The sequence below is a fragment of the Nocardia spumae genome (assembly GCF_020733635.1).
In the GTDB taxonomy this organism is placed as follows: domain Bacteria; phylum Actinomycetota; class Actinomycetes; order Mycobacteriales; family Mycobacteriaceae; genus Nocardia; species Nocardia spumae.
On sequence record NZ_JAJFZL010000001.1, the window covers coordinates 5,412,374 to 5,427,940 of the forward strand.

Consider the following 15,567-nt stretch of genomic DNA (forward strand, 5'->3'; position numbering starts at 1 on the left):
TTCGTCAGCCGGCACCAGGACCTCCTACCTGCGGGGCCGTGATCGCCGGTCCTTCGCCCGTCGGCGCCGCCGCGGGCGCCGGATTGTCGTAGTAGCGGGTCTCACCGCGCGGCTCGATGAGATCCACTCGCACCGTGCGCATCGGGATACTGACATCCACCGATGTCGCGGTGACCTGGTTGATCGCGAGATCCACGGATTTGCGGCGCGCGGTGCCCGGATCGTTGATGGTCACGGTGGTGTGTGCTGTCGAGGCATGCGGTGACACCTGGTCGAATACCGCGATCGTGGCCGGTGACTCGGTGCCGCCGCCGGTCGCCTCGCTGTTCCCGGATTCGGCCGCCAGCCGCAACGACGAGGGGTCGCCGACCGCGGACACCAGCTGCGACCAGCGGTGCGGCCGGGCCGAATGGACCTCGACATCGGCGCCGACCACCATCGCTCGCAGCACGATCTGCTGAGCCACCGGCAGATCCGCGTGCACGTCGATGGTGCGCCGGCGCGGGTTGTAACGCGCCGGATCGAACAGCGGCAGGGCCAGCGCGTGCTGGGGCCGGCCGCTGATGGATCCCAGGATCTGGCCGTTGGGACCGATCGTGATCGGCAACTCCGCCAGCAACCCCGGGGCCGCCAGATCGTTGCCGGTGTCGTCGCGCGGCAACGCCGAGACCGCGGTCCCGGTCGGAAGGGTCGCCAGCAGCGCCGTGGACTGCCGGCCGCCGAGCCGGCGCAGATAGTCCGCCGGCGCCGAGGTGACCGGCGGACCGACATAGCGCACGATCCCGCGCTGCCCGAGGGCGCCGCCGGCCAGGCTGACCACGAGGGTGGTCCGGCCGCGATTCCAGTTCCAGCAGTCGTCCAGGCCCGCACCGTGCAGCCGGGTCCAGTCGATGGCGAAACTGGTGACACAACGCCCCGAGGCCGGCGATTCCAGCTGTCCCCAGCGCTCCCGCAACTCCGCCGGCTCGACGCCGGCGTGTAGCAGCCGGGTCGCCTCGCGCAGCGCGTCGGCGGGCAGAGCGTGCGCGGAGATCCCGCGCTCACGCAGCCGTGAGGCGATCCGATGCGCCGCGGTGGCGAGAGCTTTCGGACCGGTGACCTCGACCGGGCCCCGGCGGGCCAGCGTCGTCAGATTCCGCTGCTGATCCAATCGGAGCACCAGCCAGGTCATGCGTTCACCGACCACCGGATGGGTGCCGAGCAGCTGGTCGTAGAGCATGCTGTAACTGCTGGCCGGCCGGACCCGCTGGCCGGTGGTCACGATGTCGATATCGACGGCGATCCCGTACTGGTCGAGCATCGAGACCAGCGCGTCGATCGGCACGACGTCCTCGGTGTAGAGGGTCTCCTCGCCGATCACGGTGGGCAGGTCCAGGTCGGGCGCCAGCTGGATCATCGCTACCAGCGTCGAGTCGTCGGCGTGGATACCGCAGACGCCGGCGGCGACCTCCACGTCGTGGATCTCGCGGACCCGAGCCCGTTCGCGGGCGCGCTCGTTCATTCCGGCCCGGAACACACACCAATCCAGGAACCAGCGCACAGCGGTGCGGCCGTCGACGCGGACCAGGACCGCACCGGCCATCACCACCACGATGATCGGGCCCACCCAGAGCGGTGCGTGCCCCCACAAACCGACCAGCACGAAGCTGGCGGCGATCGAAGCCGTCACGATCGGCCCGCCTTCCGGACTGCCGATACGGATGTTCGGGACGCTCAACGGCGTCTCCCGATCACCGTGCCGGCATAGCTCGCCCCCACTCCGGCGACGATCGCGGCGAGGATGATGATGCCGGCCACGATCGCCGGTCGGCGATCCGCGGCCCGCCCCGGGGGCGGCACGGTGAGAGCCGCCGACCGGAACAACCCCGCCGGCTGCTGTGGCGCGGTCCGCAGACTCAGTGCGGCGAGCGGATCGATCAGGCCGGCCCCGACCGAGTTGTCGATGCCCCGGGCCGGCGCGTGCGCCGTGGCCTGTAATCGGGCGGCGATCTCACTGGGCGTCTCGTTCGGATAGCGCGAGCGCAGCAGCGCCGCCACTCCCCCGACGTAGGCCGCCGCGAACGAGGCGCCGCCGACGGCGACCAGTTTGTCGGGTGCGCCGACGCCGTTGATCAGGCCGCCACCACCCGGTCCGAGCGATTCGATCCCGGTGCCGGGTGCCGCGACCGAAATCCACGGTCCGGCCAGCGAATCCGCCATCGGGGTGCCGGTGGCCGTGGTGAAGCCGACGGTCAGCACATCCGGCCCGAACCATCCCGGCGACGAAATCGTCTGCACCGCACCCCAATTCCGGGAGTCACGGGGACGGCTCGGATCGATCTGCGGGTTCTGCTGACAGCCCGAGCTACCGGTGTTGCCGGCGCCGGCCACGATGAGCGCGCCCCTGACGTGTACGGCGAATCCGATCGCCGCCGACAACATGGACTGATCGAGTTTCGAGTCCGCCGGCAGACAGATCGGCAGCGACACGGTGATCACGCCGGCGCCGAGATTGGCCGCGTGGGTGATGGCACGGGCCATATTGCGCAACTCGCGGGCGGGCGCTTGGGTGGCCTCATCGCCCTGCGGTTGCTCCGGGCTGAACGCACCCGAACGGTATCGGATCGACACCAGCCGGGCATCCGGCGCGACACCGCTGAAACCGTCGGCGGAATCCGATGTCGCGCCGATGATTCCGGCGACCAGGGTGCCGTGCGCGTCACAGTCCGACAGCCCGTCCCCACCGGCGGCCACATAGTCGCCGCCGCCGCTGAGATTGGGCAACCGCGGGTTGGGGCCGACACCGGTATCGATGATCGCGACGGTGACCCCGCCCCCACGGCTCAGCGCCCGCGCCTGATTCAGCTCCAGGGCCTGTTCGGGCGGCGGAGTCTGCTTCACATCGCTGTTGGGCAGCAGGCCGACGGCCAGGCAGCCCTTGTCCTGTTTGGTCGGCACCTCCGGCCCCGGCGCGCCGTCCGGCGGCGCCGCACCGACCACCACCTGCGGCGGGTCCAGTGCGGCGGCGGGTCCCGCGCCCAGGAGGAGCAGCACCGCGACCAGTGCGGTGCTCGTGGATCGGATCGGACGCATCAGATCTCTCGCATGGCGGTGTAGATACCCATGATCCAGAACGCGATCACCGGGACGACCACGATCAGCGCGTATTCGATCAGATCGACGACGCGGCGGGTCACCGGCGACAGGCGTTTACCGGGAAGTCGCAGTGCGGCAACGCAGGCCGCGACGGCGGCGGCCACGGCGAGCACCACGACCAGCAGTCGCGCGGCCGGGGTGGCATAGGCGCCGATCAGCACGAAGCCGAGCCCGGTCAGGGTGACCGCGGCGGCGGATACGAGCGCGAGCGCCTGCACCCGATCCGGATACCAGCGCGAACGCAGGACCAGAATGCCGGCGACCGCCACGGACAGGACGATCTCGCGGATCCCGCCCGGACTCGCGGCCGTGGTGATGACGGTGGACACCGACAGCAGCACCGCGACCGCGGCCATCAGCCCGCGCAGGCTGGTCACCGCCAGCCGGGCCCGGGCCTCGATCCCCGAGCGCGCCCGGTGGCGGTCGCGTTCGTCCTGTTCGTCGAGTTCGGGATCGGCCTCGCGGGCGGCCTCGGCGTCGAAGATGTCGGTCAGTGTGGACGGCGACACCTCACTGCCCGGATCGGGCAGGTCCGGCGGACGGATGCGAGCGACGACGACGGCCAGCCGCGGCGCGGCGGTCAACAGGATCAGACCCGCGAAGACGAGGCCGGCGGTGACCTGCCGCAGCGAAAGGTCCAGGTAGGTGGCCGGCACCGCCGCCAGGGTGATCACCGCGCCGAGTACCGTCACCGACATCAGCGTGGCGATCCCGAAGCGGGTCACGCGCATCATCGTCGCGGCGGACACCGCGGCCACGACGGCACCGGCGGCGATATTGGCCGCCGCGAACGCACCCGGCTCACCGTAGGCCGGCGGCACCAGCATCGCCCCGCCGGCGGACAACAGCGGCACCGCCGACAACGCCAGGCCCAGGCACACCCCCGGCGGCACCCGCCGTCCGCGCGCCACCAGCGCCGTGATCCAGTAGGCCACGCCGAGCAGCAGCGCGGGCAGTCCGCACCACCAGACCGAGCCGGTCTCGGTCCACGACCACGCCAGCATGCCGGCCGCGGCGACCGCGCCCAGGCCCAGGGCGGTGACGCCCACGATCGCGATGGTTCCCCGGTCGAATTCGGCGAACTCGCGCTCGTTGATCATCGCCAGCGCATCGGTGATGTCCTCGACGACGGGGGTGAACATCTCCATCGACTCCACCGCGGTGAGCATGAGTACCGCGCCGTCGACCACATCGTGGTCCGCGAGGCTGCGCCACCGCGGAATCGGCGGCTCGCCCGGGCGGGCCAGACTCCACTGTCCGCTGGCCGGAGTGAAGTCCACGCTCTCGTCGTCGATCGCGCGCGAGAGCACGCCGAGCAGATCGTCGATGAAGGTCTCGATGGTGAACTTGGTCGGCACCACCACATCGACCTGGTAGGTGGCGACCATGACCGCGATCCGGGCCCGGGCCACCTCGGCCGTGGGCTGCGCGGCCGCGGGGGCGGTGGCAGCAGTCATCGCCACCCTCCGCGATCGCCACCGGCCATCGGCGAACCGGGAAAGCCGTCCGCCAGTTCGGCGGCGAGTTCCTCGAGCGCCAGACCGGTGTCGTCGTCGAGCAATCTCAGGTCGATCTCACCGCCCTCGGCCAGATGCGCGTCGTAGGGCAGTTCGAAGGTGGGCCGCTGCGCGGTGGCGAACAGCTTCTCGATCTGGTCGACCTCGACGGTCGGCTTGACCGGGTGGTGGTGCACGATCGCGACGATGGATTTGGCGATCAGATGTTGCATCCCATGGGAATTCAGCCAGTTCAGGGTGGCGACCGCGCCTTTGACCCCGCCGACGGTGGCCGGGGTGACGACCAGCACCGCGTCGCTGGTGTTCAGCACGCTGCCGGTGGCCGAGTCCAGCACACCGGTACCGCAGTCCACCAGCATCAGGTTGTAGTGGCGGCGCAGGATCTCGACGGCGGCGGCGTATTCGCCACCCGACAGCGCCTCGACCGATTCGGTATTCCAGGGCGAGGCGACCACGGCCAGATCGGCATCGTTGATCGAGGTGAACGAGTGGACCGCCGAGAACGCCTCGAGGTTCGGCGAGCGTACGAGATCGCGCAGCGTGAGACCGTACGGATGCGGCCGGGTACGAGTGGGCAGATCGCCGAAATCGGGATTGGCGTCGATGGCCACCACCCGGTCCGGGCGCAGCCGCGCGAAGGTGGAACCGAGGGCCGCGGTCACGGTGGTGCGCCCGACGCCGCCCTTCACACTGATCACCGCGATCTGATAGGTGCTGTTGAGCTGCGTGCGGATACGTCCGCGCCGATCCTGTTTCCGCTGTTCGGACGGTGACAGACCGAGGTTGAAGCCGACCTTGTTCAGCGCACCGCGCATACCGCTGGTGGATTTGAGCTGGGCCCGATGCGCGGCGGCGATATCGGCCAGCAGTTCCGCGGAAGTCAACGCGGCGGGCAGGATCTCGACGCGCTCGCCGGCGCTCTGCACACTGCGTTCGACCCGGTCGGGTACCCGGGACGCGGTGGGCGCGGCCGACTGGTGCGACGTCGGGGTCGCCACGGAATAGGGGTTGGCCGCGGAGGTCTGCGGCGGAGCCGCCGTGTGCTGCCACGTCGGCGCGGCCGGGGACGCGGAATGCCAGGTCGTACCGGAGCTTTCGGCGGTGGTGGCGGCGGGGGGTGCCGGCGCCGGTGCCGCGGCGACCGGATCGGCGCTGGTGGCGGCGGCCGTGGCCGGATCGCCCCCGGATCGGACCGCGCCCGGGTGCGCCGGGCCGGGCTGTACCGGGCCGGGAGGTACCGAACCGGTCGGCGGTGTCGCGCCCTGCGGCGAACCGGTCGGTGGCGTTCCACCGGCCATCGGTCCGGTCGGTACCGGACCGCGTGCGGCCGGTGGCGTGACGGTGCGAGCGGCGTCGGCGGATTCACCCGGTGGTGGTGCGGCCACGGCCGCCGCACCGGATGCGGAACCGGCTGCCGCGGCGGAACTTCCGGGCGCGGATGTCGAGGGCGCGGATGTCGAGGGCGCGGATGTCGGGGGCGCGGATGTCGAGGGCGCGGATTCCGCGGGACCCGTGGGCGCCGGACCGCCGGTGGTGGCCGAGCCCGGCTGGTCGGGCACGGCCGCGAAGAAGGCGTCGTAACCACCCCGAGCTCGGGCGGCCTCGGTCGCGTGCCCGTTGGTACTCGGTGCTCGGTTCATTTCGCTCATCCTCTCGAAAATGCCCGGCGGACAATCTTATTCGACCCGACTGGTTTCAAACCAGCTGCGGCCGGGTAAAAGGTCGACCAAGGCCGTGACGCCGGCGTGCAGTGCTGCGTCGTCACCGGGCGCGTACGTCGCCCGGACCCGACCGTCCAACGCCACACTCGGAGTAACGATGATCCGGCCCGATAGGGTATCGAGCACACTCATGCAGACCTCGGTGCGGGGTGTGGCACCGTCATGGTGCTCGGTCACGACGATTTCCGCACGCCGGACGATTTCCTCCAGCACCCGGCTGAGCAGACCCGCCGTGCGCGGCTCGGCGCCGACTTCGACCAGTGCCCGCCGCCGCTCGTCAGCGTCGGCCGGGACCTCGTCGAGGTCCTCGGCCCATACCGACAGCGGCGTGAATTCCAGCGCTGGGGCCGGCCCCAGCGCCGCCGACAATGCCCCGGACAGGGCGTCCAGACGACGGTCGCCCGCGGGTGCGGACTGGATGACGACATGGTCGTCGGATCGCACCGCGAGCACCTGCGTCTCGCCCGAGCGGACCAGCGACAGTCGCAGCATGCCCTTCGCGCCGCCGTCGAGGCCGGTGTCGACGATCCGGGCGATCAATTCCACATCCGGCCGGTGCAGGCAGCGCAGCCAATGCTCGATGGTCGGGTGCACCCGACCATCGACGATCATCCCCGCCTCGGTCAGCTGATCGGTGACCACGGAGTACACCCGTTCCCGATCCTCGACGCGGTAGATGTTGGGCAGCAATGCCAGTACCGGAGGATACGAGTCGATGCCGACCAGATGCCGAAGCAGCAGGGCGGCATCGACATTCAGATCGATCGCTACCGGATCCTCGGTCGCATCATCCACGCATGCTCGCGGCACTGGCCTTGTCGGCGATCTGGACCATACCCTGGCTACCGGCGGCGAAGTGGATCTGCTGGTTCAGCCGAACCAGGTTCGCCTGGTGGGCCATCAGCAGCTGGTTCAGCTTGCCCGCGACTTCCTGGTATGCCTCCGAGGAAGCACCTCCCAGGAGGCTCGCCAGCGTGCCCTGGAGGCTCTTCAGGTTGTTGACATTGTCCTCCATCGCCTGGCCGAGCGTTTTGAGCGTGGTGTGGTGCTCATCGACCTGGGCGAAATTGAAGTACATATTTCCGGCCATGATTCATCGGACCTTTCGTGTGTTTTCCGGGAATGAGATCTGCACGGCTGCCAGGGATTACGACGGGAAAGACGTGTTGATCTTGCCCGACATCTGATGGGAGGCGAAGGCCCCACCGGATCCGTCGGTGGCGTTGATACTTCCGTCGTTACCGTCGCCGGCGAGCACCTTCTGCGCGGCGTCGAGGTCATCCGTGTCGACCTTGCCGCCGCGCTGTTTGAGGTTGTCCAGAATGCGCTGCAGTTCGGTCGCGAGGTTCTTTCCGCTGATGTGCAGATCGTTGAGGGTGTTGTCGATCGCCGTGCCGGTGTGCTGACTCTTGACCGCGGTGTTCAACCCCAGCCGAGTCGCGTCCAGGGTGCGGAGCTGGTTCTCCAGTTCACCGAGCGACAGCGCGGTCTTGGTGGCACCGGTGTTCCAGTCGTCCGATGTTCCCTGCATGACATTGGGATTGGTCATTTCTCATTCCTTTCGAAAAGTTCGATTCACAGTCGGCTCCGCAGCCGGCGGAGACGTTGGGGGGATGCCCGCGGCCGGTGGCCGGCGCGCTAGTCGCGACTCCGGTATTCACCGGGGACATCCATCGAGACCGGGATCGGCTCGTCCTCGACGCGTTCGAGCACACCGAGCGCGGGCACGAGTTCCGGTACGGCGTCGATCGCGTTGTCGTCGTCGGCGTATTCGATGACACCGACCACCGGGGCCTTCTCGAGCACCGGCACCTCTTCGTGGTCGCCGGGCACGAACACCTTCGAGGGCTTCTTCTCGTCGTCGCGACGACGGCGCATCCGGGCCTTCGGCGCCACCGCACCGCGCGGGACGTTGCGCGGCGGCATCGGCCCGGGCCCCGACTCGCCCGGCAGCGGGCCGAATGCCTTGGCCCCCAGCTGACCCCAGTTGGCCGGCATCCGGAATCCGGTGCCGGAGCCCGGCACCGCCCCGAGCCCGCCGCGGGCCATCGAGAACGAGACCGTGCTGCCCACACCGCCGTTCAATCCCATCAGGGTGGTCGAGTACGGCGAGGTTCCGTAGAAGCCGTGCTGTTCCTCGGTCAGATAGCTGCTGTCACCACCGGAATTGCCCAGCGAGTCGGTCATCGACGACATGGTGTCGTTGACGTTGGTCAACGCGTTCTCGGCCTCGGAGCCGCCCGGCGTGGTCTGGGTGGGATCGACCGCGGTATCCGTCGGATCGGTCGAACCGCCGGGTGTGGTCGGATCGTGACCGCCGGTCATATCGCCCGAACCGTCGCCGGGACCGTTGCCCGGGCCGCCACCGGGCCCGCCCGGGCCTCCGGGGTCGGAGATCCCGTGGCTGCCGCCGCCACCGCCCGGTGGCGGGTTCGGAGGGTCGAAATATGTTGTCCCGGGCGGATCGCCACCCTGTCCGGCGATGGTCGGCGCCACCGTCGGCGGCGGCATAGCCGCAACCAACGCCGCCGACTCCGTCTGGTAGACCTCCATCGTCTCTGCCGCTTGTATCCACATCAGCAGATACGCGGTTTCGTTCGCCAAGAGCAAGGGCGTCGTCGCGCCCCCGGTCAGGGTGTTCTCGGTCGCCAGCACCGCGGCGGCCGCCCGGTTGGCGACGATCACCGGCAGGGGCGGCATCGCCAGACGCGCAGCGCCATTGGCCGCTCCGGCACTGGCTGACAGGTCCGACATCTGCTGGGCGACGGCAGCCTGTTCCCGATACCACATCGTGTGCTTACTGAACGCGTTGTGCGTGCGTTCACCGGCTTCGCTCTGCCACGAAGCCTGCATCACTCCGTTGGAGCCCTCGAATCCACCGGCCGCCGCCAGCAAGGCCTCCGCCACCGCGCCGTAGGCGGCCGAGGTAGCCATCATCGGAGCGGGCCCGGGGCCCGCTGTCAGCTGTGCCGAATTCACCTCCGGCGGAAGCGCGCCGAACGCCAGCGAATTCATCGCTCCGATCGCCGCGCTCGCCACCGCAGTCAGTTGGATCGCTGCCTGCATGGTGGCGAAGGCATCCGATCCGGAATCGCTGAGCAGGCCTCCGACGGCGCCCGCAAAGGCCTCGACCCCCGTCACCAGGCCGGAAACTGGGTCCATCACGCACTCCCGAAGAGTCGATCAGACGTATGCGATGCCGGGATCGGCCGACTTGACCCGAGCCCCACCCGCCGAATCGCCGAACTCGTATCGCTGAATCGATTCCGGCAGCTTGCCGTTCCCTTCGTGGAACTTCGAGATGCCGTTGTTGGTGATGTTGTAGAAGCCACCGTGATAACTGGTGAAGGCGGCCGACACAGCCGCACTGACCGGATCCGCGCTCTGCGGAGCCGGAGTACTAGCCCCTGCCGCGGCCTGCATCAAGCCGGACAGCGTAGTGGCGACAGTGGTGTTGGTGGAGTAAACAGCCGCAATGACTTCCGGACTGAACTGGAGGTACATGGAGGTCTCCTCACAAGTGACGCCGACTCTTGTATGAGCGGTTACAGAAAGAACGCTATGGCATTCCCGCCTTTGGGAATGCCATGCGGCGTCGGACACATTCGGATGCGCTATTCCGGCTGCGGAATCCACGCGGCCTGGACCAGATCCCGGCGCGACTGCAGCGGTTCGACGAAGATGCCGCGACCCACCGGTTGCTTGGTCGCCTTCACATCGCCGATCAGCATACCGTCGAGTTTCGAGCCGTCCATGATGAATCCGGAGCTGTTCAGATTCTTGATCTGGCCGAGTACGTTGTCGTACAGCGCCATATCGGCCTGCGCGATGTTGCGCGCGACGATCAGATGGAATCCGGTGTCGCGACCGTCGACGATGAGGTCCTTCAACGGATCGAGTGGGTTCAGCCCGCCGCGCGCGGCCACCATGTGGTAGTCGTCGACCACCACGAAGATCTCCGGGCCGTTCCACCACGACCGGTCGCGCAACTGCTGGGGCGTGACGTTGTCGGGTGGCCGGCGTTCCCGCATCTTCTGCGCGAAACCGGGCAGGCTGTCGATGAGATCGCGCTCGCTGGTCAGATAGCCGATCAGCTGTTCGTCCGCGATCGCCTCCATGTGCTGACGCCGGTAGTCGACCAGCACCACTCGCGCCTGATCGGGAGTGAACTGGGTGCGGATCGACTCCAGCAGCGCCGCCAGCACGGTCGACTTGCCGCAACCCGGCGATCCGATGACCGCGAAATGGGTGGACATACCGAAATCGACTGCGGCGGGGCTGAGATCGGACTCCCGGACCCCGAACGGCAACAGCAACCGCTGGCCGAGCGTTTCCGGGGCCGGCCGCCCGGCGATGATCTCGGACATGCCGATCCGCGCCGGCAGCAGTTTCACCACCGGTGCGCGACGGCCCTCGTAACGCTGCTCCAACTCGGCGATCGCGGCGCTCATCCCCTGGGCGACGGTTTCGGGATCGCCGGAGCCGTCGGTGCGGGGCAGTGCGGTCAGCATGTGCAGGCCGTCGGTCGAAATGCAGCGACCGGGCCGGTCGGGCGGAATGGAGGCGACCACGGACCGATGGTTGTTGAACACCGTGTCGGTGAGGTCGCCGAGCCGCAATTCCAGCCGGGTCTGCAACAGATCCTTGACGTTCGGCCGCACCGCCGCCCAGCGCGAACTACTGATCACCAAATGAATTCCGTAGTTGAGGCCTTGCAGCGCAATGGATTCCATGACCGGCAGATATTCGTCGAAATACGGTCCGTTGACCGAGAATCCGATATCCCAGCCGTCGATGACGAAGAAGACGTCGCCGTGCTCGTCACCGCGCGCGGTCAGCTCCGCCGATTCCGACGGCGACTGACGCCGGCGGCGGAATTCACGCATACTGTCGATGCCCAGCTCGCTGAACAGCGTCTGCCGGCTCGCGATGAGATTGGTGATCAGCGCGAAAGTACGCCGAATCCGGTCCCCGTCACGGGCCGAAGCCACCGATCCCACATGCGGAAGCCCGCGCAGACCGGTCAGACCGCCGGAGAAGTCGAGGCAGTAGAACTGCACCTGCTCCGGGGTGTGGGTCAGCGCGCTCGCCATCACGAGGGTCTGCAGTGCGGTGGATTTACCCGACTGCGGGCCGCCGACCACGGCGAGGTGGCCGCCCGCGGCCGACAGGTCGACCGTCCACACATCCTGGCGCTGCTGACGCGGTTTGTCCACGATCGCGAGCGGGATGTGCAGACTTCCCGGCTGCACCGCGGTGATCAGCCGCTCCAGGGTCGGCGGCACACCCAGTGGCGGCAACCACATCTTGTGCGCGGGCCGTCCGTGCCCGCCCATCTGCCCGAGGACCGTCTCCATCAGGGTCACGGCGTCGTTGTCGTCCTCGGACTCCGGCAGCACGAGCCGCGCCTCGACGACCGGTTCGGGCCTGGCGGCCACGATATGTGTGGCGGTGAACTGTTGCGGCGGTTTGTATCCGCCGCCGGGCCGCCGCGCCCGGTGCGCGTCCGACGGTGAGGCCGCCTGCGCCGGCGGCGTGTAGGGCGAGCCCACGTACGCGGCCTGGAAACGTTGCAGATCGCCGGCGCCGACTCGCAGATATCCCGCACCCGGTTTCTTGGGCAGGTGGTAGGCGTCCGCGGTGCCGATGGCATCGCGGGAGTCGGCGGTCTGGTTGGTGCGCAACGCGATTCGGTAGGACAGGTGAGCCTCGAGCTCACCCATCCGGTTGGCGGGCACCTTCTGCGAGGCGAGCAGCAGATGGATGCGCAGCGAACGGCCGAGGCGGCCGATCGCGACGAAGAGTTTGGCGAAGTTCGGATGTTGTTCGAGCAGTTCGGCGAACTCGTCGAGGATGATCAGCAGGGTGGGCAACGGCGCCAGTTGCGCACCCTGTTCGCGGGCGCGCTCGTAATCGGCGACGTTGGCGAAGTTGCCGGCATCGCGCAACACCCGCTGCCGCCGCGCCATCTCGCCGTTGATCACATCCTCCATACGGGTGACCAGGTCGGCTTCTTCCTCCATATTGGTCACGACCGCGGTGACATGGTGCAGGCGATCGAAGCCGAGGAAGGTCGCACCACCCTTGAAGTCGACCAGCAGCAGGTTCAGCACATCCGGCGAATGCGTCGCGACCGCGGAAAGCACCAGGGTGCGAAGGAATTCCGACTTGCCGGAGCCGGTGGCGCCGATACACATGCCGTGCGGGCCCATGCCCTCCTCGGCCGACTCCTTGATGTCGAGGTACACCACCTGTCCGGCGGGATCGTGGCCGAAGGGGATGTTGAGCCGGGCCCGGTCGATATCGCGGCGGCGCGGCCACTGCCGGTCGGCGTGAATCGAGCCGGGATCTATGATCCCGACCATTTCCTCCCATGAGGTCCCGGTACCGGCCTGTTCGGCGACCACGGCCTCGACCACCGTCGACAGCCGGAACGGCGATATGCCGCGCGCCAACGCCGTCATCGCCGGGACCGACATCGTATCGGCGACACCCACCAGGCGCGGCCCGCGCGCGGTCACCTCGTGCAGCTCCCGCTCCTCGGACACGGTGAATCTCAGTGCGCGTGGCAGATGCTGCTCGGTGCTGCCCAGCCGCACCCAGGTACAGCCGTCCACACCCGAGACGTCCCGTTCGCTGGCCGGACCGCCGATATCGACGAGCAGGATGTAGTGGGTGCGGTCCAGCGTGGGCTGACTGTTGGCCGAGAAAGGGCCACGGTTGAGTCCCGCGAGGACCTTCGATCGCAGTTCGGCGACCGTGCGATACACCATCCGGCTGGAACCGATGGCATCGGATTCACTCGGATGCTGAGTGTGCGGAAGCCATTTCAGCCACGACCAGTGCGGCGCCTCGGGATCGGCCAGGACGGCGGCGACGGCGACCTGATCGGGACCGTGCAGCACCGTGATCTCCGCGATCATCGCGCGCACCAGGCCGGCCACCGCCTCCTCGTCGCCGTCGAATCCCACCTGCGGGGCCGAGAGCAGATTGATCGCGACCGGCATACCGCCCACGGTCGAGTACGCCTTCGCGAACCGGGTGACCTCGACGACGCCGACCGGATCGAGGTCGGACGTCGGCGCTGCCTCGGGCACGATCACCCGGACCTGATTCGCGATGCGCCCCCGGCCGATTCGCACCCGCAGGAACTGCGGGCTCGCCACCTGCACCTCCCACATCCGCTTACCGCCGACCAGGCGCGCGATCTCCCCCGGACCGGGATGGGTGTGACGCAGATAGGTGTAGAGCTCGGCCTCGGCGGTGTGTACCGTCTTGCGGTTCTCGCCGATCGAGCGCAGATAGTCCTTGCGTTCCTCGTTGAGGGAGGCCGCACCGCCGCCGCCGTTACCGCCCATTCCCCCGCCGACCATGCCGAACATCGACACCAGCATCATGACGGGGAACATCATCATCATCGGGTTGAGCGCTCCGCCGCCGTTGCGGAACATCATGACCATCATTCCGCCCATACCGGCGACCATGACGACCGGCATGATCATCTTGATCCGGGACGGCGGAACGGGTTTGGGCAATTCGGTGGGCGGCTGCAACCGCAGCTCCGTGACCGCCGGCGCCTTGGGTCCGCGTTCGGCGCGAGCCGGGCGGACGAAGCGGCGTGTGCTGGTCATGGGGTCCCACCTTCCGCCTGCTGTGGCAGGCCGACCGCGGACTTGTCGGAGGGGATGCCGTCGTGCTGGATGCGCGCGTCGCGCTGGGACAGCACGGGGCCGACGGCGAACAGCGACACCACACTCCACGGCGCGGGCAGCGGCGCCCGCAATCCGAGTGCGGCCAAGGTCGAATCGCCTTGGTTACCCGGTGCGACATCGATGCCGTAGCGGACACCGCTGTCGGAGATCCAGTACAGCGATTCACGCAGCGGCGAAGCCGGGTCGGCGCCGGTGACCTGGACGAAACGGCCGGTGCCACCGGGCAGATAGGCGGTATCGGCGGTGGCTCCGTGCGAGGTCGGCGCGGTGACCAGGCCCACGACCCGGCTCTGCTGTTCGGCGGTCAGCGGAAGCTGGCGTCCGTAGAGCAACCGGGCACTCGCATTCGGATCGCCGCCGCCCCGGGACCAGTGATAACAGGTCACGCCGAAGCGACCGGCGTCGACCAGTTCCACGGCCCGCGCCGGGTAATCCTCGGTGCCGGGCCAGGTTCCGGAGCGCAGATTCGCGGCGACCACATCGGGACCCACCGCCATGGTGGTGGCGGTGCCGTGCGAGTCGGCATTGCGCACGATGGCCGCCAGCACCCCGCTGATCTGCACCAGCCCCGTCTTCGAGGCCAGATAGTAGGCCGCGGCGCGATCCGGGCTCGAGACGCTGAGCACCGATCCGATCGGCACCGACAGCCCGGTCGTCAATGTGGTGATCCCGCCCGCACCGGGCACGTCGGGCACGCGCAGCGGCGGCATCTCCGGTATCGCCTCGATGAGCCCGCGCGAGGCCTGCGGAACCGACAGCGAGGCATCGATTCCCAGCGCCAGGGTGACCGCGGAGTCCCCCAGATCGATCGCCGCGCGCACCACGCCCTTGTCGCGATCGTCGTAGATCAGCCAGGTGACCGAACCGTTGCGCACCAGTCGCGCCTGATTACCCGACAGTTCCTTGGTGGTGTCACCGTCGACGGTGAGCGAGCCCCCGATGGCGGTCGTGATCACGGCGGAGCCCGCCGTCGTCGGCAGGCCGGTGGACCGGTCGATCGGGGCGTCCGCGCCGGTCCGGGTGGTGTCGCACACCGCCCACGAGGAATCGCGGTCGGCACTGCCCACGATGCTGTCGGGAGCACCCGGAATCCCGACCCAGGGGCCGCGGGGATACTTGTCCAGCTCCTGCTGCGACACCGGCACCGGATTGGCCGCCTTACCGCTGATCAACCGGGCCGAGGTCAGATTCAGCGCGGGATGCAGCCGACCGCCGACCTTCACGTAGAGCGCGCCACTGTTCTTGTCGGCGACGATATCGGCATTGCCCACCTGCTTGGCGGGTTTGAAGAAGGCCAGCACCGCGGCGCCGGCGACGACCACGCAGGCCAGCGCGATTCCGATCGAGAGCGCGGTCGATCGGCCGCGCTGCGGATCGTCGATCATGGAGACCTCGCGCCGTACCAGCGCGTGCTCGATCCGGCGCAGCAGAAACCGCCACCCCGATATCTGGTGTTTGGTCACCACCCGGAATCGCGCCATG

Annotated in this window: 12 protein-coding genes; 1 reads left to right on the forward strand and 11 read right to left on the reverse strand. The window is 68.6% G+C overall.

Annotated elements, in window-relative coordinates; all coding sequences use genetic code 11:
- Positions 1-4: 4 nt before the first annotated feature.
- The 4 genes from eccE to LKD76_RS32060 are packed head-to-tail and all read right to left on the reverse strand — an operon-like array spanning position 5 to position 5,950.
- On the reverse strand, positions 5-1,669 hold the full coding sequence (gene eccE / locus LKD76_RS24240) for a type VII secretion protein EccE (RefSeq protein ID WP_227983724.1): 1,665 nt from the start codon (positions 1,667-1,669) through the stop codon (positions 5-7).
- 44 nt (positions 1,670-1,713) lie between these two features.
- Complete coding sequence (gene mycP, locus LKD76_RS24245) at positions 1,714-3,072, reverse strand: type VII secretion-associated serine protease mycosin (RefSeq protein ID WP_227983726.1); 1,359 nt, start codon at positions 3,070-3,072, stop codon at positions 1,714-1,716.
- Entirely contained in the window at positions 3,072-4,592 is a 1,521-nt protein-coding gene (eccD, locus tag LKD76_RS24250) for a type VII secretion integral membrane protein EccD (protein WP_227983728.1), read from the reverse strand. Before eccD ends, mycP begins: the two co-directional genes overlap by 1 nt.
- Positions 4,589-5,950 carry a CpaE/TadZ family protein gene (locus tag LKD76_RS32060; RefSeq protein WP_305082768.1) on the reverse strand — a complete coding sequence of 454 codons (1,362 nt, stop codon included), beginning with the start codon at positions 5,948-5,950 and terminating at the stop codon, positions 4,589-4,591. Before LKD76_RS32060 ends, eccD begins: the two co-directional genes overlap by 4 nt.
- 37 nt (positions 5,951-5,987) lie before the next feature.
- On the opposite strand from LKD76_RS32060, the gene LKD76_RS24265 reads away from it, so the two are divergent.
- Positions 5,988-6,233, forward strand: coding sequence for a hypothetical protein (locus tag LKD76_RS24265; protein WP_227985512.1), 246 nt, complete (start codon positions 5,988-5,990; stop codon positions 6,231-6,233).
- A gap of 95 nt (positions 6,234-6,328) precedes the next feature.
- On the opposite strand, the gene LKD76_RS24270 is transcribed toward LKD76_RS24265, so the two are convergent.
- From LKD76_RS24270 to eccB, 7 genes are all read right to left on the reverse strand, one after another.
- Entirely contained in the window at positions 6,329-7,168 is an 840-nt protein-coding gene (locus LKD76_RS24270; RefSeq protein ID WP_227983730.1) for an ESX secretion-associated protein EspG, read from the reverse strand.
- Positions 7,161-7,451, reverse strand: coding sequence for a WXG100 family type VII secretion target (locus LKD76_RS24275; RefSeq protein WP_227983731.1), 291 nt, complete (start codon positions 7,449-7,451; stop codon positions 7,161-7,163). Before LKD76_RS24275 ends, LKD76_RS24270 begins: the two co-directional genes overlap by 8 nt.
- Positions 7,452-7,520: 69 nt before the next feature.
- Positions 7,521-7,922 carry a hypothetical protein gene (locus LKD76_RS24280; RefSeq protein ID WP_227983732.1) on the reverse strand — a complete coding sequence of 134 codons (402 nt, stop codon included), beginning with the start codon at positions 7,920-7,922 and terminating at the stop codon, positions 7,521-7,523.
- An 89-nt stretch (positions 7,923-8,011) separates the two neighbouring features.
- Entirely contained in the window at positions 8,012-9,535 is a 1,524-nt protein-coding gene (locus tag LKD76_RS24285) for a PPE family protein (RefSeq protein ID WP_227983733.1), read from the reverse strand.
- Positions 9,536-9,556: 21 nt separating this feature from the next.
- Positions 9,557-9,877 (reverse strand): PE family protein, encoded by a 321-nt coding sequence (locus LKD76_RS24290; RefSeq protein ID WP_227983734.1) that lies wholly within the window; start codon positions 9,875-9,877, stop codon positions 9,557-9,559.
- A 110-nt stretch (positions 9,878-9,987) separates the two neighbouring features.
- Entirely contained in the window at positions 9,988-14,004 is a 4,017-nt protein-coding gene (eccCa, locus tag LKD76_RS24295) for a type VII secretion protein EccCa (protein ID WP_227983735.1), read from the reverse strand.
- Positions 14,001-15,566 (reverse strand): type VII secretion protein EccB, encoded by a 1,566-nt coding sequence (gene eccB / locus LKD76_RS24300; protein WP_227983736.1) that lies wholly within the window; start codon positions 15,564-15,566, stop codon positions 14,001-14,003. The genes eccCa and eccB overlap by 4 nt, the downstream gene beginning before the upstream one ends.
- Position 15,567: the final 1 nt, after the last annotated feature.